The sequence below is a fragment of the Streptomyces sp. NPDC002888 genome (genome assembly GCF_042888465.1).
Taxonomy (GTDB): Bacteria; Actinomycetota; Actinomycetes; order Streptomycetales; family Streptomycetaceae; genus Streptomyces.
The window spans coordinates 93,462-112,545 of sequence record NZ_JBIAPU010000012.1 but is presented as its reverse complement, the minus strand read 5'-3'; the positions used below and the strand labels follow the sequence as shown (position 1 = coordinate 112,545).

Annotated in this window: 16 protein-coding genes; 5 read left to right on the top strand and 11 right to left on the bottom strand. The window is 70.8% G+C overall.

Annotated elements, in window-relative coordinates; translation table 11 throughout:
- Positions 1 to 25 precede the first annotated feature (25 nt).
- A complete protein-coding gene (locus ACFYWX_RS20840) occupies positions 26 to 358 on the top strand; it encodes a hypothetical protein (protein ID WP_389425532.1) in 333 nt (110 codons plus the stop codon).
- Here ACFYWX_RS20840 and ACFYWX_RS20835 read toward each other — a convergent pair.
- The 10 genes from ACFYWX_RS20835 to ACFYWX_RS20790 form a co-directional block, all read right to left on the bottom strand.
- Positions 303 to 1,106 (bottom strand): FAD:protein FMN transferase, encoded by an 804-nt coding sequence (locus ACFYWX_RS20835; protein WP_389425531.1) that lies wholly within the window; start codon positions 1,104 to 1,106, stop codon positions 303 to 305. The two genes, ACFYWX_RS20840 and ACFYWX_RS20835, sit on opposite strands and share 56 nt — an antisense overlap.
- The gene (locus ACFYWX_RS20830) at positions 1,099 to 2,196 is read right to left on the bottom strand and encodes an FMN-binding protein (protein ID WP_389425530.1); all 1,098 of its coding nucleotides are present in this window, start codon (positions 2,194 to 2,196) and stop codon (positions 1,099 to 1,101) included. The genes ACFYWX_RS20835 and ACFYWX_RS20830 overlap by 8 nt, the downstream gene beginning before the upstream one ends.
- 48 nt (positions 2,197 to 2,244) lie before the next feature.
- Entirely contained in the window at positions 2,245 to 3,627 is a 1,383-nt protein-coding gene (locus ACFYWX_RS20825; RefSeq protein WP_389425529.1) for a ferric reductase-like transmembrane domain-containing protein, read from the bottom strand.
- A 108-nt stretch (positions 3,628 to 3,735) separates the two neighbouring features.
- Entirely contained in the window at positions 3,736 to 4,335 is a 600-nt protein-coding gene (locus ACFYWX_RS20820) for a hypothetical protein (protein WP_389425528.1), read from the bottom strand.
- Positions 4,332 to 4,715: a hypothetical protein gene (locus ACFYWX_RS20815; RefSeq protein ID WP_389425527.1), complete on the bottom strand. Its 384-nt coding sequence runs from the start codon at positions 4,713 to 4,715 to the stop codon at positions 4,332 to 4,334. The genes ACFYWX_RS20820 and ACFYWX_RS20815 overlap by 4 nt, the downstream gene beginning before the upstream one ends.
- A complete protein-coding gene (locus ACFYWX_RS20810) occupies positions 4,708 to 9,639 on the bottom strand; it encodes a caspase family protein (protein WP_389425526.1) in 4,932 nt (1,643 codons plus the stop codon). Before ACFYWX_RS20810 ends, ACFYWX_RS20815 begins: the two co-directional genes overlap by 8 nt.
- Before the next feature lie 120 nt (positions 9,640 to 9,759).
- Positions 9,760 to 10,458 carry a L,D-transpeptidase gene (locus tag ACFYWX_RS20805; RefSeq protein ID WP_389425525.1) on the bottom strand — a complete coding sequence of 233 codons (699 nt, stop codon included), beginning with the start codon at positions 10,456 to 10,458 and terminating at the stop codon, positions 9,760 to 9,762.
- A 289-nt stretch (positions 10,459 to 10,747) separates the two neighbouring features.
- Positions 10,748 to 11,455 (bottom strand): hypothetical protein, encoded by a 708-nt coding sequence (locus ACFYWX_RS20800; protein ID WP_389425524.1) that lies wholly within the window; start codon positions 11,453 to 11,455, stop codon positions 10,748 to 10,750.
- On the bottom strand, positions 11,452 to 12,042 hold the full coding sequence (locus ACFYWX_RS20795; protein WP_389425523.1) for a pyridoxamine 5'-phosphate oxidase family protein: 591 nt from the start codon (positions 12,040 to 12,042) through the stop codon (positions 11,452 to 11,454). The genes ACFYWX_RS20800 and ACFYWX_RS20795 overlap by 4 nt, the downstream gene beginning before the upstream one ends.
- Before the next feature lie 108 nt (positions 12,043 to 12,150).
- A complete protein-coding gene (locus ACFYWX_RS20790) occupies positions 12,151 to 13,083 on the bottom strand; it encodes a hypothetical protein (RefSeq protein ID WP_389425522.1) in 933 nt (310 codons plus the stop codon).
- A 284-nt stretch (positions 13,084 to 13,367) separates the two neighbouring features.
- Between ACFYWX_RS20790 and argH the strand changes: the two genes are divergently transcribed.
- From argH to ACFYWX_RS20770, 4 genes are all read left to right on the top strand, one after another.
- Positions 13,368 to 14,801, top strand: coding sequence for an argininosuccinate lyase (gene argH / locus ACFYWX_RS20785; RefSeq protein ID WP_389425521.1), 1,434 nt, complete (start codon positions 13,368 to 13,370; stop codon positions 14,799 to 14,801).
- Between the two features lie 245 nt (positions 14,802 to 15,046).
- Positions 15,047 to 16,018 carry an aldo/keto reductase gene (locus tag ACFYWX_RS20780; protein ID WP_389425520.1) on the top strand — a complete coding sequence of 324 codons (972 nt, stop codon included), beginning with the start codon at positions 15,047 to 15,049 and terminating at the stop codon, positions 16,016 to 16,018.
- Positions 16,019 to 16,130: 112 nt separating this feature from the next.
- Positions 16,131 to 16,682 carry a TetR/AcrR family transcriptional regulator gene (locus ACFYWX_RS20775; RefSeq protein ID WP_389425519.1) on the top strand — a complete coding sequence of 184 codons (552 nt, stop codon included), beginning with the start codon at positions 16,131 to 16,133 and terminating at the stop codon, positions 16,680 to 16,682.
- Positions 16,679 to 18,202, top strand: coding sequence for an MFS transporter (locus ACFYWX_RS20770; RefSeq protein ID WP_389425518.1), 1,524 nt, complete (start codon positions 16,679 to 16,681; stop codon positions 18,200 to 18,202). Before ACFYWX_RS20775 ends, ACFYWX_RS20770 begins: the two co-directional genes overlap by 4 nt.
- A gap of 81 nt (positions 18,203 to 18,283) precedes the next feature.
- Here the strand turns inward: ACFYWX_RS20770 and ACFYWX_RS20765 are convergent, their stop codons facing one another.
- Entirely contained in the window at positions 18,284 to 18,955 is a 672-nt protein-coding gene (locus tag ACFYWX_RS20765) for a lysophospholipid acyltransferase family protein (protein WP_389425517.1), read from the bottom strand.
- Between the last annotated feature and the right edge of the window lie 129 nt (positions 18,956 to 19,084).

The following is a 19,084-nucleotide window of genomic DNA, read 5'->3' as shown; positions in this document are numbered from 1 at the left end:
CGACGCGATCGGCAGCGTGGTCGGCTTGGCGGACGAGAACGGCAAGAAGAACCCCTACCTCTACGCGGCGGGCGACCCCGTCAACCGCATCGACCCGAAGGGCACCCGCAGCCCCAACGCAGTCGCCGACGCCCTGGGCCCGGCCGGCGACCTCACGACCGGCACGGCGCACCTCTTCCAGGGCGACGCCAAAGCCCTGTGGGGCGACGTCGCCGGTGTGGTGGTCGGTGGCCTGGCCGGAGCGGCGTGCGGTACCGCCGTCGCCGCGTCCGCCCCGGCGACCGCTGAACCGCTGACGCCGGTCAGCCGAGCCGTGCCGCCAAGCCGTCCGTGCACCGCACCTCGTCGCCGGCCGTGATCAGCAGCGCCTCGACGTCCGGCAGGGCCTCCAACCAGGCCAGCGCCTCCCGTGAACCCATGGCGAACGCCGCTGTGGCCCAGCAGTCCGCCCAGGTCAGGCTGGGGGCGACGACCGTCACGGCGACCAGGTCCGTCACCGCCGACCTGCCGGTGCGCGGGTCCACGATGTGCGCGCCCCGCTCGACCGTCCCCGAGGTGGCCACCGCCAGTTCGTCGGCCCCGGCCGCGGAGATCACCGCCGCCAGCCCGCCCGGCCGCAACGGATCCGACACCCCCACCCGCCACGGCCGCGCCGGCCCGGGCACACCCAGCAGCTGAACGTCCCCACCCCCGTTGACGCTCACCCCGCTCACGCCCGTCGCCGCGGCGATCCGCCGGGCCGCCCGCTCGGCGGCCCAGCCCTTGACGATCCCGGTCGGGTCGACGCGCCCCTCGTACGACGTGCTGAACCAGCCCTCGCTCGCCCGCTCCGCCTCGGCGCCCAGCTCCAGCACCTCGGCGACCTCGGGATCGCACTCCTCGAGGGTCAGCTCACCGCGCCCCAGCCGGGAGACCTGACTGTCGTCCCGGTACGTGCTGAACACCTCGTTGACCCGGTGCAGCCCGGCGACCGCCTCCTCCAGCGCCGCCTTCACCGCCCCGGGATCCCCGCCGCGGACGTCGAAGGAGAAGACCGTCCCCATGACCTCCTCCGCATGACGTACCGCGGCGGGAGCTTCCGCGGACTCGGCCACCGTGTCAGCCACCGGCCTGGTCCAGCGCCGCCTGCAGCGACTGCTTGTAGCCGGCGCTCGTGTAGGTCGCCCCGGACACCGCGTCGATCTCCGCGCTGCCGGCCGCCACGGCCGCCTGGTTGAGCTTCGGTACGGAATCCGCGGTGATCTGGTCGCTGCGGCCGCCCTTGGGCGCCTGGACGGTCTCCGCCTTGGTGATCTTTCCGCCGCTGACGGTGATGCGCACCTGGACCGGCCCGTACTGGGTCTGGACGGCGCCACCGGTCACCGTACGAGCCTGAGCCGCACCTGAACCGGAACCGGCACCGGCACCCGAGTCCGCGGAACCGGCACCCGCGCCCGCGGAACCGCCACCGCCCGCCTTCGCCTGGTCCAGCGCCGCCTGCAGCGACTGCTTGTAGCCGGCGCTCGTGTAGGTCGCCCCGGACACCGCGTCGATCTCCGCGCTGCCGGCCGCCACGGCCGCCTGGTTGAGCTTCGGTACGGAATCCGCGGTGATCTGGTCGCTGCGGCCGCCCTTGGGCGCCTGGACGGTCTCCGCCTTGGTGATCTTTCCGCCGCTGACGGTGATACGGACCTGGACCGGCCCGTACTGCGTCTGGACGGCGCCACCGGTGAAGGTGCCCGCCTGGGCCGCACCGCCGCCCGCGGAACCGCCACCGCCCGCCTTCATCTGGTCCAGCGCCGACTGCAACGACTTCTTGTAGCCGGCGCTCGTGTACGTCGCCCCGGACACCGCGTCGATCTGCGCGCTCTGCGCCGCGACAGCCGCCTGGTTCAGCTTGGGCACCGAGTCCGCGGTGATCTGGTCGCTGCGGCCGCCCTTGGGCGCCTGGACCGTCTCCGCCTGGGTGATCTTCCCGTTGCTCACGGTCAGCCGCACCTGCACGACCCCGTACTGGGTCTGCTCCGCGCTTCCGGTGACCGTTCCGGACCCGGCGGCCGCGGCGCCGCCCTGGGCCGACGCCCCCGCCGTCTGCTGCGGTGCCGCGGCCGCGCCGGCCGGATCCGACGCCGGCTTCAGCGACAGCAGCAGCACGACTCCGGACACGGTGGCGGCGGTGGCGAGCACGACGCGTCGGATGGGGTGGCTTTTCTTCATCGCTCCTGATTCCCGTGAGTTGAGGTCATTCCCGTGAGGTCCCGTCGCTCACATCTCGAACGACTCGTGATGGATACGGCGGGCGGGGACCCCCGCGCCGCGCAGTGCCTCGTAGACCGACTGGGCGAAGCCGTTCGGCCCGCACATGAAGACGTCGTGGCTGTCGATGTCCGGGATCTTGCGGCGCAGGCTCTCCGCGGAGATGTCCGGCCGCTCCCCGTCCGGGCTGTTGACGGCGTACATCAGCCGCGCGCCCCGCTCGTCGGCGATGGTGGCCAGCTCGTCCCAGAGCGCCAGGTCCTGGGTGCTGTTGGCCCGGTAGAGCAGCGTGATGTCGCCGGCCGCGCCGGGCAGCGTCTCGAACAGCGCGCGCATCGGGGTGATGCCGACACCGCCCGCGACCAGCAGCACCTTGCCGCGGCTGCGCCGGGAGGCCGTCATGGCCCCGTACGGACCCTCGGCCCACACCCGGGTGCCGGGCGCCAGCTCGCGCAGGGCCGAGCTGTGGTCGCCGTTCGCCTTCACCGTGATCCGGAGCGTGTTGGGGCGCGGCGCCGCCGACAGCGAGTACGGGTGGGAGCTGAAACGCATCCCCGGCGCGAGGAACCGCCAGCGGAAGAAGTGCCCCGCCTCCGCGCCCATCCGGTGCAGCTTCCGCCCGCTGATCAGCACCGACACGATGCCGGGAGCCTCCTCGATCACGGCCTCGACGCGCATCCGGTGACGGAGGTTCAGCCGCACCGGCGTGATGACGCGGTACCAGATCACCAGCGCCGTGACGGAGCCGTACAGCGCGTACCAGACGGTCTTCGCGGTGGGCTCGACGGCGAAGTCGTTGCCGGTGGTGATCTGGTGCCAGAAGGTCAGGAACACCGCGGCGTACGTCATCAGGTGGATGTGGTACCAGGTGTCGTACGGCATCCGCTTGCGGATCCCGCCCGCAGACACCAGGCCGATCAGCAGCAGCAGACCGGTGCCGATGGCGGCCTTGCCCATGTCCGGCAGCTGGTTGATGGAGTCGATCGTCTGCTGGACGATGTCGCCGAGCGTCTTGCCGGCCTGCAGCGCGTAGCCCCACATGGTGAGGAAGATGTGCGCCAGGACCAGGCAGATCGTGTAGCGACCGCTCATCGCGTGCCAGCGGGCGACCCGGTCGGAGCCGACCCGCCGCTCCAGGGCGGGCACGCGCGCCATCTGAAGGACGACGAGCGCCATCAGGTATCCGGCGAGCAGACCGGTGATCCGCCCCGCGTTGATGATCTTCCCGGCCTGGTCCGCGATGGACGGCGTGTTGTTCCACCACAACCACAGCACGCCCACCGCGCCCGCCCACACGGCGAGCAGCAGCGGGACGGCGGGGGAGCGGCGCGGGCGGATGCGGCGCATCGTCTGGCGGCGGGCGGCACGTCCGCCTGCGAGCGTGGTGGTCACGGTTCCTCCGTGGGTACGGGACCCTTGGCCCACAGATACGTGCCGAACCACCCGAGTGTTCAGTGTCCCGAAGAGTCCGGCACGGACTGAAGTGACCGGTGGTAACCGTCAGCCGGTGCAGGTGGCGACCGGAACCATCGACTGCACCGTGCGCTGCGGCACCAGAGCCCTGCCCTCCGCTTCGGTCCTGAGCGTCACGCCGTCCGGGCCGGAGCCCAAGAGCTCCCCGCAGCGTTCGCCACGCGTCGTCACCACCCGCACGAGGTGGTCCGGCGACGAACCGGTCGTCGTCCAGACGACGGTGACCGCCGCGGCGATCAGGACCACCCCGGTCACGCAGCACACGGCGGCGTGCCGCAGTGACCGGGTGACCCGGGCGATCTCCTGCCGTGTCCAGTCGCGCAGCGCCTGACCCGCCAGGAGCACTCGCTCGCCAGGGCTTCCATGCGCGGCGCGGACGGCCAGGACCGAACCCAGCAGCAGGAGCACGAAGGCGAGACCGACCAGGACGCCCGCCGTGTGCCGGGCCGCGGGCGGGATCCGGGCGAGATCGTCCCGCCCCTTGAGGGTCACGAGGACGGTGAGGAGCGCGGTGAGGCCGGTGAGTCCCGTACGCCAGCCTTCGGCCTGGCGCCTCAGCTCGGGGAGCTGGGTGAACTCCAGCTCCCGGGCGAGCTGCGCCCAACGCCGGTCCGACTGGGCGCTCATTGCGCGTCCCACGTGCCCAGGGCCGCCACCCGCCAACTCGCCCCGCAGCCCACGAAGGGCGCGTCGGCGGGCAGTTCGGGGTGCGGGTGCCCGCACTCGCAGAAGTGCACCTCGCGCAGCAAGGCGTCGTCCGCATCTCCCTGCGGGGCCGCCGGGGGCCCTCCCCTCATCCGGTCGAGCAGCCCTTTCGTACCGGTGCCGGGAAGGCCGTAGCGGTACTCGGAAGCGGTGCGGCCGTGACAGCGCGGACAGGTGCCCTCCACCCGCAGACCCGGCCCGTCGTCGACGGTTTGCCGGACGAAGACACCGGTGGCCACGCCCACATACGTTTCCACGTACGCCGTGCCGAAGTCGTGGGGCGCGGGTGGTGACTCACTCATCGTCGTCGCCCCCGTTCTCGTCGAGGACCAGCCCGAACATCGTCGCGTACAGACGCAGCCGGTCCGTGATCCATTCCTCGCTCTCATCGGTGGCCTCGGCGGCGAGCCCGATGTGCCGTTCGCTCACCCGGCCTTCGAGGGCGGGCAGCATGCCGTCGAAGGCCTGCGTGAGCAGGGCGAGGTCCTGCCAGCGGGGGATGACGTCCGGAACGGGGGGAAGGACGGTCGTGGCCCGGCACAGGGGCAGGTAGGGGGCGATACGGCCGACGGTACGGGGGAGGGGCTCGCCCAGTCGGCCGGCGATGCTCACCAGGTCGAGCGGGCAGTAGGGGGCGTCCTCCGGCGCCACCCGGTGGTCGGTGTCCAGCGCGACGAGGTCGTGAGGATCCGGCACATGGTCCCCGAGCGCCGCCAGCGCGGCCTCGGAGAGGTCGGGAACCGGAGCGCCGATCGCGCGCAGCGGCCACAGGCGCTCGTAGGCCGTGGCCGTGTCAATGGCCGTGTGGCGGGCGTACCTGGCCAGGGCGACGGGGGTCAGCCGGGTCCACACCGCGGTGCCGAAGTCGCTGTACCCGTCGCCCGGGTGCTCGATGAGGGCGGAGCACATGTCCCCGGTGGGACGGAACTCGGCGAGGGAGGAGGGAAGCGGCGGCACCGTGAGTCCGTAGTCTTCAGCGTACTTCGCGGCCAGGTCCCACACCTCACGCAGCGGTTCGTTGAGGCGCTCCGCCGCGCTGAACAGCACGGCGGAGGTCAGCTCCGGGGCCAGGTAGTCCTCTTCCTCCAGGGAGGGTTCCTTGCCCGACAGGACGTACCGGTCGCGCAGCGGAAGGCTGTCCCACGCGAACACGAGGCCGATGTCGTCCGGCACGGCCACGCCCGCGACCCGCAGATCCTCGACGGCTGTCTCCAAGTCGAACTCGTCCTCGTACTTGAAGGCGGCCAGCGCCAGGCCCTCCAGGTCCACTCCCTGCTCGAGATGCCGCTCCAGCGACCTCAGGTGCCGTACCAGGTTGGCCGCGTCCAGTGACGGCATGTGGCGCGCCGACGCGGAGTCGTGGGCGTAGCGGCGCTCGTAGTGCAGGCCGAGTCTCGCGGCCACCACGGCCAACCGTTCCTCGGCTTCCCCCAGGTCGGACTCCAGGGTGTCGGCGCAGTCCACGGTGGCTGCCCAGTGGAGCATCCGGCCGCCCTCCGGGCGCTCGGTGGTGAAGAGGCTTACGACGTCGGAGATCTCGCTGTCGAGGTCGGCCCAGCGGGACACGTCGTCGCGAGACGGAACAGTCCAGCCCAGCCAGGAGAAGTCGGCCAACCGGGCGAGCACGTCCTTTGCCGGTCGGTCGGTCCGCTCGGCGAGCCGCTTCACACGCTCGGCATCGCTCGGCAGCCTCCACGTGGCGCCCTGTGCTCTGGACGAATGGAGGAAGAGGCACTTGAGATCCTCCTCGGTGCACACGCGGTCCTCATGGTGCAAAGGGACCGTGGGAAGGGGGCGTGGCAGCAGGGGAGCGAACCGAGCCAGTTGCCGCACCAGGCTGCCCAAGGGCATGGCCAGCTCCGCCGATGCCAGAATCAGGGCACCCCAGTGGCCGGAGCCGGCGCCCGCAGCCACGGTGCCCAGCTTGCTCTCGAACATCGCCTTCGCGAGCCGTCCGTCGGTGGCATCGGGAATCCAGTCCAGTCCGCCACCCCGGACGGGAACGGCCGCAAAACTCGTCTCCGCGATCCGCAGGCTCCTTCGCCGGCGCAGGAGCTCAGCCAGGGGCATTCCCCACTCTGCCGCCCTGTGGATCACATGGAACCAGGAGTTCAGCTCGGCGAAGGCGAGATCGGCATCCCCCGGCGCCGGTACCGGATGTCCCACGAGGTCCGAGGGCATGGCCTGCCCGTTGTGACGACGAGGCAGCCCCAGCGCGGCGGCCCGCCAGGGACGGAAGCCGCTGAGGGCGCTCGAACTCCTCTCGCCCATGACCTCGCGGTCGAGGTGGAACCAGCCCACGCGATCCAGAGCCGCCGGTCTTCCATCCGGTCCCGACGTGACGATTCCCTTCCCTCTCCACTCCCTGTCCAGCACCCGGGCCAGGGAGTTGCTCTCCTTGTCGAGTCGCGCCAGCCAGTACAGCGACAGTTCGGACCAGCCGGTGAGTTCCTTGGCTCCCTGGCGCCACAGCGCCTCGATCCAGTCCGTGTCGAATTCCTGCAGTTCCTTCCGGCTCACGCTGAGTTTCCCCGCGTGCGGTCCCGTCAGGTTCACCACGTAGCCGAGGGGCTTCTGGTCCGTGGCGATGCCGTCACAGAGAATCGCGCCTTTTCCCAGCACCCACCAGAGCAGGCCCGGAACCGCCGTCAGCAACTCGTCCGGGTCCTGGTCCGGCAGGGGCTGCAACTCGTGCGGTACCCAGACGTGCTCCTGCCCCGAGTCCTCGCGTGCCTCCAGAGCGAAGTCACTCACCCTGACCAGCTGCCGCAGCACGGGAACGCACGACAGCTCCCGGCCCGCCGCGTTCTCGCGCAGATACAGCCTCACGCGGGTGCCGCCCTCGGCGAGGCCGTCGTCCGAGCCGTCGTGGCGCTGGATGCGGAACAGGCTTCCGCTGCTCGGGATTTCGACGCGCAGCGCGTGCTCCGCCGGAATGCCGTCCGGGCTGACCTGGCGGGTCACGATGGTCATCTCGTCGGCCAGCATGAAGTAGCTGAACACCCCGATGCCGAAACGGCTGTTGGGATACAGCCGCAGCGCCGGGTCGTGGCGCAGCCACCGGGACTGCTCCTTGCGGAACGACTTCGACCGCTCGAAGCGGCTGCCGGCACGGGTGAAGGTCTGCTTGAGCTGTTCCGCGCCCATGCCCACGCCGTTGTCCCGGCACTCGACGTACCGGCCGCGCTCGTCCCGGCCCTGCGTGAAGACGATCCGGCCGGACCAGTCGGCGGGCCGGGTGCCGGTGCTGCGCAGGTAGTCCCAGCGCATCGCGCGGTAGCGGCACGCGTCCATGGCGTTCTGGTACATCTCGCGAAGCGCCAACTCCGGTTCACCGCCGTAGAGTTGTTCGCCCATCAGCAGATCGCGCACCTCGGTCTGCGCGAGGTGGAAGTGCAGGAGCGGAACTTCGTAGGCGACCTGGTTGCCCACCCGCAGGGGGCGCAGGTCCCGGTCCGTGATGCGATGGGGCACGGCCGCCAGGAGAGCGGCCTCAGACTCCCTCATCTCGCCAGCCAGTTCCCAGGTCCGGGCGGCCAGTTGGTCGGCCTCCTCGGCGATCTCCGTGAGCGCCGCGTGCACGGCCTGGTGCGGGCATGGCGCGTCCAGGTGCAGGGCGTTGCCGTCCCGGTGCCAGCTCAGGCCGCGCGCCATGGAAACGATCTGCTCGGGCAGGACGGGGTCGGTGACAGCCAGGTGCTCGGCCACGACGTCCGGGAGGACGCGGACGTCGACGGCCAGCAGTGCGGCGAGCCGGAGCAGGGCGGTGAGAGGGCGGGCGCGGAGCCGCTGGTGGCCGCCGGGCAGGAGCACCTTGCGGGATGCCCAGGTGCGTGGCGCCTCGAACGGCTCCTCCACGCCGATGCCCGAGGCCGCCGCCCTGAGCAGTTCCGACAGCTCGTGCACTCTGCCGTCGGCCACGCCGAGTTTCGCCGCCAGGGCCTCGGCCGGGCCCGCGGACACCGCCTCGTCGTCGGTCTGGAAGCGGTCCTCGATCCAGCGGTGCACGAGCCACATCGTGATCGTGGCCGTGTCTCCGACGCGTTCGCGGCTCTGGCAGTCGGCCAGCTTGCGCGCGACGCGCCCGTACTGCTCGACGGTCTGTTCGTAGTGCCGGCGATGAGCGCCGGCGGGTGTGTGCCGGGCCAGGGCGTACGGGTCGATCTCCGCGGCCTGGCTGAGCCGCTCGGCCCAGGCCGTCTCGTGCAGGAACGGAGCGGCGACGAGCGTGGCCACCTCGACGGCCGAGAGCCGTGCGTCGTCGGGCAGCAGCGAGGGCAACCGGTCGCACAGCAGCCTGACCGGGAAGTCGTCGTCGACCCACTGGTCGGGATGGGGCAGCCGCTGCTGTGCGAGGTGGACCGTGCGCGCGCACTGCTCGACGAACACGCGTAAGGCCCCCTGGAAGGCGGGAACGCTCTCCACACCCTCTTCGGTGACGTGCTGCCACAGCGGGGTGGACCCAACCGCCTCGAGCCAGGCTTCCAGCAGGGGGCGGCCGCCACAGATCTCCTTCTGCCGGGTCTCGGACTCGGCATGGGTGCCGTACCGGATCCGCGGAGTCTGGGTCATCCCGTGACGCCGGGCCGCTTCCCGGGTCCGGGCGCACGCGGTGGCGAACACGTCCTGAATCGTTCGCGCGGGCGTCAACGGCCCCAGCGCGTCCGCCATTCCGCGGGTGAAGAAGCTTCCCTCGCCCGTGTAGCCACCGTGTTCGCCCGCCGAGCACCCGGTCAGCACGGCGAAGCCACCGCCTGAGGGACCGTTCTCGACACTGTTGCCGAACGCTTCGCCGGAACTCGCGGTGTCCGTACGGCAGGCGTCGATGAGCCACAGCACCGTGCCTGCCGGACAGTCCCTCAGCAGGGGACTGATGTTGGCCGGGAGCAGCGAGTCCAGATACGGGTCACGCCAGTTTCCGTCGGCCGGTGGGACGGCATCGGCCGGGACGAGGTAGTCGGTGCGGTCGATCCGCAGGCCGTGACCCGTGAAGTAGAGCAGGAGGGTGCCGTCCGCCGGGGTGTCACAGGCCACCTCGTAGATCTTCGACCTGAGCCGGCTCAGGCCGGGGTTGTGGAGGATGTCCACCTCGTAGCCCGAGGCGTGCAGTGCCGTGTTCATCAGCCGCAGGTCCGCCTCGACCGCCTCGTCCAGCCGTTCCAGCGCGTCGCCGACCGCGGGAACCTGCCCGATTCCGATGAGCAGGGCCCTGCGCGCCTCGTCCATGTTCCCCGTCCCCCTCGCTGAGCAGGAGAACATGATGGCATCGGGTGCGGACAGTGGGGGCGGGATCGTGCCGGGCGACGAACGCCGGTGGCGCAGCGGGAGGGTGCTCGGTGACCAGTCTCAGTAGCGGACGATCGTCGTCGTCCCGCTCGCCGTGCCGATCGCGATGTGCGGCTTCGCCGCCGGGTCGGCCCACGCCACGATCCGCCGCATGACGTCGACGGGCACCGATACACAACCGGCCGTCGGGCCCCGCCCGTTGACGTGGAGAAAGATCCCGGCCCCACGCCCGTGCACCGGATTGCGGTAGTTGAAGCCGATGACGAGCGCGTGCGCGTACTGCGTGCGGTACGCGACCAGGTGCTCGGACTCGGCGGCGCGGCAGTCGGCGGGGCGGGGCTCGGTCCAGCGGTTGTAGGAGCGGGAGCGGTTGTCCTGGCACCACCAGGAATCCCTATGCACGGGATGGTACTTGTACGTCGTTCCGCCCGGCGCCGCCTTGATGCCGAACGCGAACGGAAGGTCGTACAGGCCGGTCGGCGTCGTGTTCGTCCCCTGTCTGCGCGAGGCGCCCTCCACGAGCCCGTTCGCCCCGAAGCGGGCCTGCGCGGAACCGGCCTTCGTCCATCGCCCGTTTTGCAGGTCCCACCAGGTGACGGTGCCCGAGGTGGAAGCGGTGCCGGGTGCGAGCGCGGTGATCAGCTGGGTGCCGCCGCCGGTGTCGGCCATGCGCGCGGGCAGCGGAACCGCCGCGTCCGGGGTGGACGCGAGCAGGGGCACGGACGCGAGGGCCAGGGCGGCAGCACGGCGGTGGCGCATGTGCCAGACGCTAGGGGAGGAAGACGGTGGGGGCAGCCTGAGCGGGGCCATCAGGCGTAAGGACCCCTAAGGGGTCCTTGCACTATGCCCGCCCGGGTCTCGCGGCCTGGCACCGCACCTCGCCGCGTTGCCGAAGAGCCCTAGTAGCTCCTCCCCCACTCTCGGCTTCGCTCGAGCGGGGGGACCCCCATCAAGGGCTCTCCGGCGCCTTGCGATGCACGGCACCAGACCACGCGACCTGATCGGGCGCTCATAGTGCAAGGACCCCTGAGCCCGCGCTGCCCGCGCCTCACACGCCCACCGGGTTGAGCAGGTCGGCGTTCTCCTCGAACGCGTACAGCAGCAGGTCGGTCATCTCGAAGGTGCCGGCCTTGCGGCGGGCCTCGACCGGGCTGAGGAACGGCCGCCAGAACGGGTCCCGGACGATGGAGTGCCGGCTGCCCTCGATGGCGCGGTGGAACACCTCGGCGACGATGCGCCCGCCCAGGCCGGTCAGCCGTTCCCCGGGGTTCAGCTCGGCCTCGCGGAGGATGTAGAACCACAGCGGGCAGTTGCGGACGAGCTTCCTGCGCAGCTCGTCGCCGAGCTGGGCCCCGCCCGGGCGGTTGTCGAACGCGGAGGCGGGCAGCTCCTTGACGTTGACCCTCTTCTTCCTGAGGTGCTCCACCAGCTGCTGGCCGGAGGCCAGACTCACCATGTTCGCCCGGGTGAGGTTGCGGAACGCCAGGTTCAGCTCGACGGCCGGGGGCGCGGGCCGCCCGCGCCCGCCGAAGGTGCCGAGCGGCAGGTCGGCGAGGGGGTTCACCAGCAGGGTGTCGATGCGCTTGGCGACGTTGAACCGCGCGTCGTCCACGGCGAGGTCGGCCCGGCCCGCCGCACCGAAGTCGAACAGGCGCCGGAAGTCCGCGATCCAGTTGGTGGGCAGCGTCTCGAGCGTGCCGGCCTCGGGGTTGCCGAGGTCCTCGGGGCGCGGGGAGAAGTCCGGCAAATCGGTCATTCGGCAGGTGTGGGAGGGAGTGGCAACGGCAGTCCGGGCAGTCCGTCCAGGCTGCTCGCCACGTGGTCCTTCTTGCTGAAGTACGCGCTCAGCGAGGCGTCGTCCTCACGCGCGAAGCGCTTGCTGTGCAGATCGCGGTCCGCGTCGTATGTCATGAAGGGCACCGCGTACCCGCAGGTGTCCCGGACGAGTTCGGCCCGCACCACGATGATCGCGCGCAAGCCGTGCTGGGTCGTGTCGATGTCCGGGAAGTGGGCGAGGAGCTCCGTGAAGCGCGGGTCGTCACGGAAGACCGGCTCCCCTTGGCCGTGGACCCGCACGATGTTCGGCGGTCCCTGGAACGCGCACCACATCAGGGTGATGCGCCCGTTCTCGCGCAGGTGCGCGATCGTCTCGGCGTTGGACCCGGCGAAGTCCAGATAGGCCACGGTGTGCTCGTCGAGCACCACGAAGGAGCCTTTGAGGCCCTTGGGGGAGAGGTTGACCGTGCCCTCGCCGGAGAGGGGTGCGGTCGCGGTGAAGAAGACGGGCTGCTCCTCGATGAACGTACGGAGCCTTCCGTCAATGCGTTCGTAGGTCTTTCCCATGTCTGACGATTATGGACGGAAGTCGTTCACTTGTCCGATGAATTGCGGGAACGCCTGCGTGGCCGCCCCGGTCGGCATTCTCCCGGGGCAGCCACGGCAGTGGTCACATCACTTGTTGAGCGTGCACGTGGCCAGGGCGTTCAGGCCCTGCGGCTTCTCCCCCTTGCGGCCGATGGAGATGGCGATGCGGTCGATCGTGGAGTTCCGCTTGTCCGCCAGCGGGCCGAGGATGGCGTTCTGGACGAAGTTGGGGCCGCCCTGGCCCACGGTGTCGACCAGGCGCTTGTTGGCCTCGGCGAGCTGGGTGTCGAGCAGGGCGAGGTTGCGGTCGACCTCGGCCTGCGCGGTGGCCGGGATCGCGGGCAGCTGCGAGGCCACGTCAGGGCAGGAGATCGTGCCGGCGGCACCGGCGTTGCCGGCGTCACCAGCGGCGTCACCCGCGTTGCCCGCGTCTCCGGCGGCATTGCCCGCGTCACCCGCAGCCTCGCCCGCGTCACCAGCGGCCTCACCTGCGTCACCAGCGTTGCCGCCCGCCTGCTCGTCCGCGGGCGCGCTCGGGGTGGCCGCCGCGTCGCCGCCGTTGGCTGCGCCTTCCGCGTTGAGGGTGCACGGCGCGAGGGCGTCGAGTCCCTGCGGCTTCTCCGCCGTACGGCCGATCGCCGTCGCGATGCGGTTGACGGTGGAGACGCGCTTGTCCTCCAGGGGGCCGAGGATGGCGTTCTGGACGAAGTTCGGTCCGCCCTGGCCCACGGTGTCGACCAGCCGCTTGTTGGCCTCCGCGATCTGCGTGTTGAGCAGCGTGAGGTTGCGGTCGACCTCGGCCTGCGCGGTGGCGGGGATCGCGGGCAGCTGCGAGGCGACGTCCGGGCACGTGATGGTTCCGGGACCGGCGGCGAGCGTGTTGGCGTTGGTCGTGGTGCTCTTGGACGATTCCCCGGCGAGGGCCTGGTTCACGACCACAGCACCGGTCAGGGCCAGAGCGGCGGCGCCGCCGATGATCGCCACACGACGCTTGTTGTACTTCGGAAGAGCCCTGGACATGCGGATGCCTCACTTGGGTCAGGAGTGGGTTTACAAACGCGGCGCCAGCGTTCGGTGTTGAGTACGAGTAAGCGGTTGCCGTTGTTCAAAGCATCTTCAAAAAATTCCCCGGACCTCCACTGGCCCGACCGGGGCGGGCAGGGCTTTCTCCGGAGCGGCTTGATTGACGAATCATGCAGAGTGCTGCATACTCATGCATGACGGCGGTTGGATCGCCGAGGAGACGGGCGCCGAGGTCCTCGCGCAGGCGCACCCCCGACCAACTCCCCCTAGGAGCAACGCAAGTGAGCAGCAACAGCGGTGACGTCCGGCTCTGGGGCGGCCGTTTCGCCGACGGTCCTGCCGAGGCCCTGGCGAAGCTGTCCGCGTCCGTCCACTTCGACTGGCGGCTGGCGCCCTACGACATCGCAGGTTCGCGTGCCCACGCGCGCGTGCTGCACAAGGCCGGCCTCCTCACGGACGACGAGCTGACGAACATGCTCGCGGGCCTGGACCGGCTCGAGGCGGACGTGGCGGACGGCTCCTTCACCGGCACCATCGCCGACGAGGACGTCCACACCGCACTGGAGCGCGGCCTCCTGGAGCACCTCGGCCCCGACCTCGGCGGCAAGCTGCGCGCGGGACGGTCGCGAAACGACCAGGTCGCGACCCTCTTCCGCATGTACCTGCGCGACCACGCCCGCATCATCGGCGGCCTGATCGCCGACCTCCAGGACGCCCTGATCGGCCTCGCGGAGGCCCACCCGGACGTGGCGATGCCCGGCCGCACCCACCTCCAGCACGCCCAGCCGGTCCTCTTCGCCCACCACGTCCTCGCGCACGTGCAGTCCCTGTCCCGGGATGCCGAGCGCCTGCGCCAGTGGGACGACCGCACGGCCGTCTCGCCGTACGGCTCCGGTGCGCTGGCGGGTTCCTCCCTCGGCCTCGACCCCGAGGCGGTGGCCAAGGACCTCGGCTTCGAGCACGGCAGCGTCGGCAACTCGATCGACGGCACGGCGTCCCGCGACTTCGTCGCCGAGTTCGCCTTCATCACCGCGATGATCGGCGTCAACCTCTCCCGGATCGCCGAGGAGGTCATCATCTGGAACACGAAGGAGTTCTCCTTCGTGACCCTGCACGACGCCTTCTCCACCGGCTCGTCGATCATGCCGCAGAAGAAGAACCCGGACATCGCGGAGCTGGCGCGCGGCAAGAGCGGCCGCCTGATCGGCAACCTGACGGGTCTCCTGGCCACGCTCAAGGCCCTGCCCCTCGCCTACAACCGCGACCTTCAGGAGGACAAGGAGCCGGTCTTCGACTCCTGCGACCAGCTGGAGGTCCTGCTCCCCGCCTTCACCGGCATGATGGCGACCCTCACCGTCCACCGCGAGCGCATGGAGGAACTGGCCCCGGCCGGCTTCTCGCTCGCCACCGACATCGCGGAGTGGCTGGTCAAGCAGGGTGTGCCCTTCCGCGTCGCGCACGAGGTCGCGGGCGAGTGCGTGAAGGTCGCCGAGGGCGAGGACAAGGAGCTCGACGAGCTCACCGACGAGCAGTTCGCGAAGATCTCCGCACACCTCACCCCCGAGGTGCGCTCCGTCCTCAACGTCCCCGGCGCCCTCGCCTCCCGCAACGGCCGCGGCGGCACGGCACCCAGCGCGGTCGCCGTCCAGCTCACCGAGGTCAAGACGGACGTGGTGGCGCAGCACGCCTGGGCCACCGCGAAGAACACGAAGTAGGGCGCACGCGCGCGTGGAAAGCGCAGGGCTCCACGCGCGGGTGCGGTTCAGGTGGCTCGACGTGAGCGTGGGGTCCGCGGGGTACACATGGAGCCGACGCGCGTGCCGTTCACACGACTCCATGCGCACATGCCGTTCACATGACTCCCCGCTTGCCGCTCTGGTGGCTCCACCCACGCGTGAAGCACGGGTATCGCGGTTACGTTGGTCATGAGCCGCAAGGAGCCGACCGAACGGAGTCCGCGATGCCCTTCGCCCGACTGGCCTCAGCCACGACCCCCACCTGCCACATCGGCCTGGGGCTCGCCGCCGTCGGCCGCCCCGGCTACATCAACCTGGGCCGCGAACAGGACCTCCCGGCCGACCGCAGTGCCGACGCCCTGCGCGAGCGCACCCATGAACTCCTCGACGCGGCCTACGCCCAGGGCGTGCGCTACTTCGACGCCGCCCGCTCCTACGGCCGTTCCGAGGAGTTCCTCGCCGACTGGCTGAAGTCCCGCCCGGACGTCGACGACGTCGTCGTGGGCAGCAAGTGGGGCTACACCTACACCGCGGACTGGACGACCGACGCCGAGAAGCACGAGGTCAAGGACCACGGGCTCGCCACCTTCGAGCGCCAGCGCGCCGAGACCGACGCCCTGCTCGGCGACCGGCTCGACCTCTACCAGATCCACTCGGTGACCCCGGACAGCCCGGCCCTCACCGACAAGGAACTTCACACGCAGCTCGCGGAAGCCGCCGCCCGGGGCGTCACCATCGGCTTCTCCACCAGCGGCCCCGCCCAGGCCGACGCCATCCGCGCCGCACTCGCCGTGACGGTCGACGGCGAGCCCCTCTTCCGTACCGTCCAGTCGACGTACAACGCCCTGGAGACCTCCGCCGCCCCCGCCCTCGCCGAGGCCCACGACGCCGGACTCACGGTGATCATCAAGGAGGGCATGGCCAACGGACGGCTGGCGGAGTCGCACGCGCCGGACGCGCTGAAGACCGTCGCCGCGCGGACGGGCCTCGGCTGTGACGCTGTCGCCCTCGCCCTGATCCTTCGCCAGCCCTGGGCCGGCGTCGTCCTCTCCGGCGCCGCGACCGTCACCCAGCTCGCCTCCAACCTGCACGCGGCGGTCGTAGACCTGGACGACGACCAGCTCACCCGCCTCGCCACACTCGTCGAGGACCCCCGCGCCTACTGGGAGCGGCGCGGGGAACTGCCCTGGCACTGAGCACACCCGTCACGACCGGCTGAGCTGCTGCCGCACCTCCATCGACCCTTACCTATGAGTCACGTATGCCCATGGTGAGACATTCATGTCTCACCTGCGCTACAGTCGTCTCATGCCTGTCGACCGTGACCACGTCCTCCGCACCGCCGCGGCCCTGCTGACCCGCAAGTCCACCGCCACGATGGACGAGGTCGCCAAGGCCGTCGGCATCAGCCGTGCCACGCTCCACCGCCACTTCGCCGGGCGCGACGCGCTCGTCAGGGCCCTGGAGTCGCTCGGCATCGCGGAGTGCGAGGCGGCGCTCGACGCGGCCCGCCTGGACGACGGGCCGGCGACCGATGCCGTACGGCGTCTGGTGCGGGCGATCGAACCGTCCGCCGGACTCCTCGCCTTCCTCTACAGCGAGAACCAGCTGTTCGAGGGCGAGGAGCAGAACACGGGCTGGACCCGGATCGACGACCGCATCGCGGCCCTGTTCCGACGCGGCCAGGCGGCCGGCGAGTTCCGCATCGACCTCACCCCGGTCTGGCTCACCGAGGCGCTGTACGGCCTGCTGGCCTCCGGCGCCTGGGCGGTGTCGGAAGGGCGGGTCGCCCCCAAGGACTTCACCCACATGATCGTCGAGCTGCTGCTCGGCGGCGCACTCCGGAGAGAGGAATCATGACCAGCACCCTGCAGCCAGCGAGCACGATCGAGGCGGTGAAGCGCCCGGGCCGCTGGCTCGCGCTCTGCGTCCTCGTGTTCGCCGTGCTGCTGGTGGCCGTCGACGCGACCGTCCTCGGCCTCGCGACCCCCTACATCAGCGAGGACCTGGAGCCGACCGGCACCCAGCTCCTGTGGATCGGCGACGTCTACTCGTTCGTCATCGCCGGCCTCCTGGTGTCGATGGGCAGCCTCGGCGACCGCATCGGCCGCAAGCGGATCCTGCTCGTCGGCGCCACGGCGTTCGGCGCGGTGTCGGTCCTCAACGCCTACGCCTTCACCCCTGAGCTGCTGATCCTGGCCCGGGCCCTGCTCGGCGTCGCGGGCGCCACCCTGATGCCCGCCACGCTCGCCCTGATCCGCAACCTCTTCCACGACCCGCGCGAGCGCAGCCTCGCCATCGGGATCTGGGGTGCCACTGCCTCCGCGGGCACGGCCGTCGGCCCGATCACCGGTGGTTTCCTGCTCGAACACTTCTGGTGGGGCTCGGTCTTCCTCATCAACCTGCCCGTGATGGCGGTCCTCGTCCTCGTCGGCATCCGCCTGCTGCCGGAGTCCCGCAACCCGAACCCCGGCCCGTGGGACATGCGCAGCGTTGTCCTGTCCCTGGTCGGCATGATCGGCGTCGTCTACGCCGTGAAGGAGGCCGCCACCCATGGCCTCACGTGGGAGACCCTGGCCGCGGCCCTGCTGGGCGCGGCCGCGCTGTACGGCTTCGTACACCGCCAGCTCACCCTGCCCATCCCGCTGCTGGACATGCGCCTGTTCCGCAACCGCGGCCTCAGCGCGGCCGTCCTGGCCGACCTGCTGACCATCCTCGGCATGTCCGGCCTGGTGTTCTTCCTCTCCCAGTACCTGCAACTCGTCCAGGGCCGCCGCCCCTTGGAGGCGGGCCTGGCCGAACTCCCCGCCGCCGTCGGCGCCGTGGCGGCAGGTCTGATCGCGGGCCGCGCGGCCCGCCGCTTCTCGGTGCGCGCCGTGGTCTCCGGCGGCCTCGCGGCCATCGGCCTGGCCCTGGCCGCCCTGACGGTGATCGACGAATCCACCGGCTACCCGATCCTGGGAGCCGCCCTCCTGGTCGTCGGCGTGGGCGCCGGCTTCTCCTTCACCGTCACCGCCGACGTCATCCTCTCCTCGGTCCCCAAGGAGCAGGCAGGAGCCGCCTCGGCCGTCTCCGAGACGGCCTACGAACTCGGCGCCGCTTTGGGCATCGCCCTGCTCGGCTCGATCGTGACGAGCGTCTACCGAGGCTTCCCGGCCCCGACGGGCACACCGACCCAGGCCCACGAGTCACTGGGCGGGGCGATGGAGGTGGCAGCGGGAATGCCGACGGACGCGGCCCACGCGATGCTGTCCGCAGCCCGCGAGGCCTTCGTCGACGGCCTCGCGATCGCAGCGGGCGCGGGAGCAGCAGTCCTCCTGGCGACGGCTACAGCAGCATGGTTCCTACTGCGCAACGAACGGCTGGACAGCCGACCTTAGAGGCGCGGGGCTGTGACTTTGTGCGGCTCCGCCGCGTGCGCGCGGACAACCACAACGCACCCGCACCCGAAAAAACGACCCCTACGCCGCTTTCGCCTTCGTCGCATACATGTCCACGTACTCCTGCCCCGACAACCGCATGACCTCCGCCATCACGGAGTCCGTCACCGCCCGCAGGACATAGCGGTCGCGGTCCATGCCGTCGTAGCGGGAGAACTCCATCGCCTCGCCGAAGCGGACCGTGACCCGGCCGGGGCGCGGCATGCCGGCGCCGCCCGGCTGGAGCTTGTCGGTGCCGATCATGGCGAACGGGACGACGGGCGCCCCCGTCATCAGGGTGAGGCGGGCGATGCCGGTGCGGCCGCGGTAGAGACGGCCGTCGGGGGAGCGGGTGCCCTCCGGGTAGATGCCGAAGACCTTGCCCTCCTCCAGGACCCGGCGGCCGGTCATGAGCGCGGCCACACCGCCCCGGCCGCCGTCGCGGTCCACGGGAATCATGCCGACGCCGGTGAAGAACCAGGCCATCAGCCTGCCCTTGAGGCTCTTGCCGGTGACGTACTCGTCCTTGCCGATGAAGAAGACCTGCCGGTCGCACACCAGCGGAAGGATCATCGAGTCGATGAACGTCAGGTGGTTCCCCGCGAGGATCACCGGACCCTCCCCCGGGATGTGCTCCACGCCTTCCACCCGGGGGCGGAACATCAGGCGCATGATCGGTCCGAGCACTGCCTTGATGAGCGCGAAGCGGGACAACGGTTCCTCCGATGCCGAGAGCAGTATGAGTCTGTGCAGGTGAGGACGATACTCGCGGTTCCCCGGGTGGCGCACATCGGGACACCGAGGTCTTACGCAGTGTTGACGTACGTTTACCTGCGGCGCACT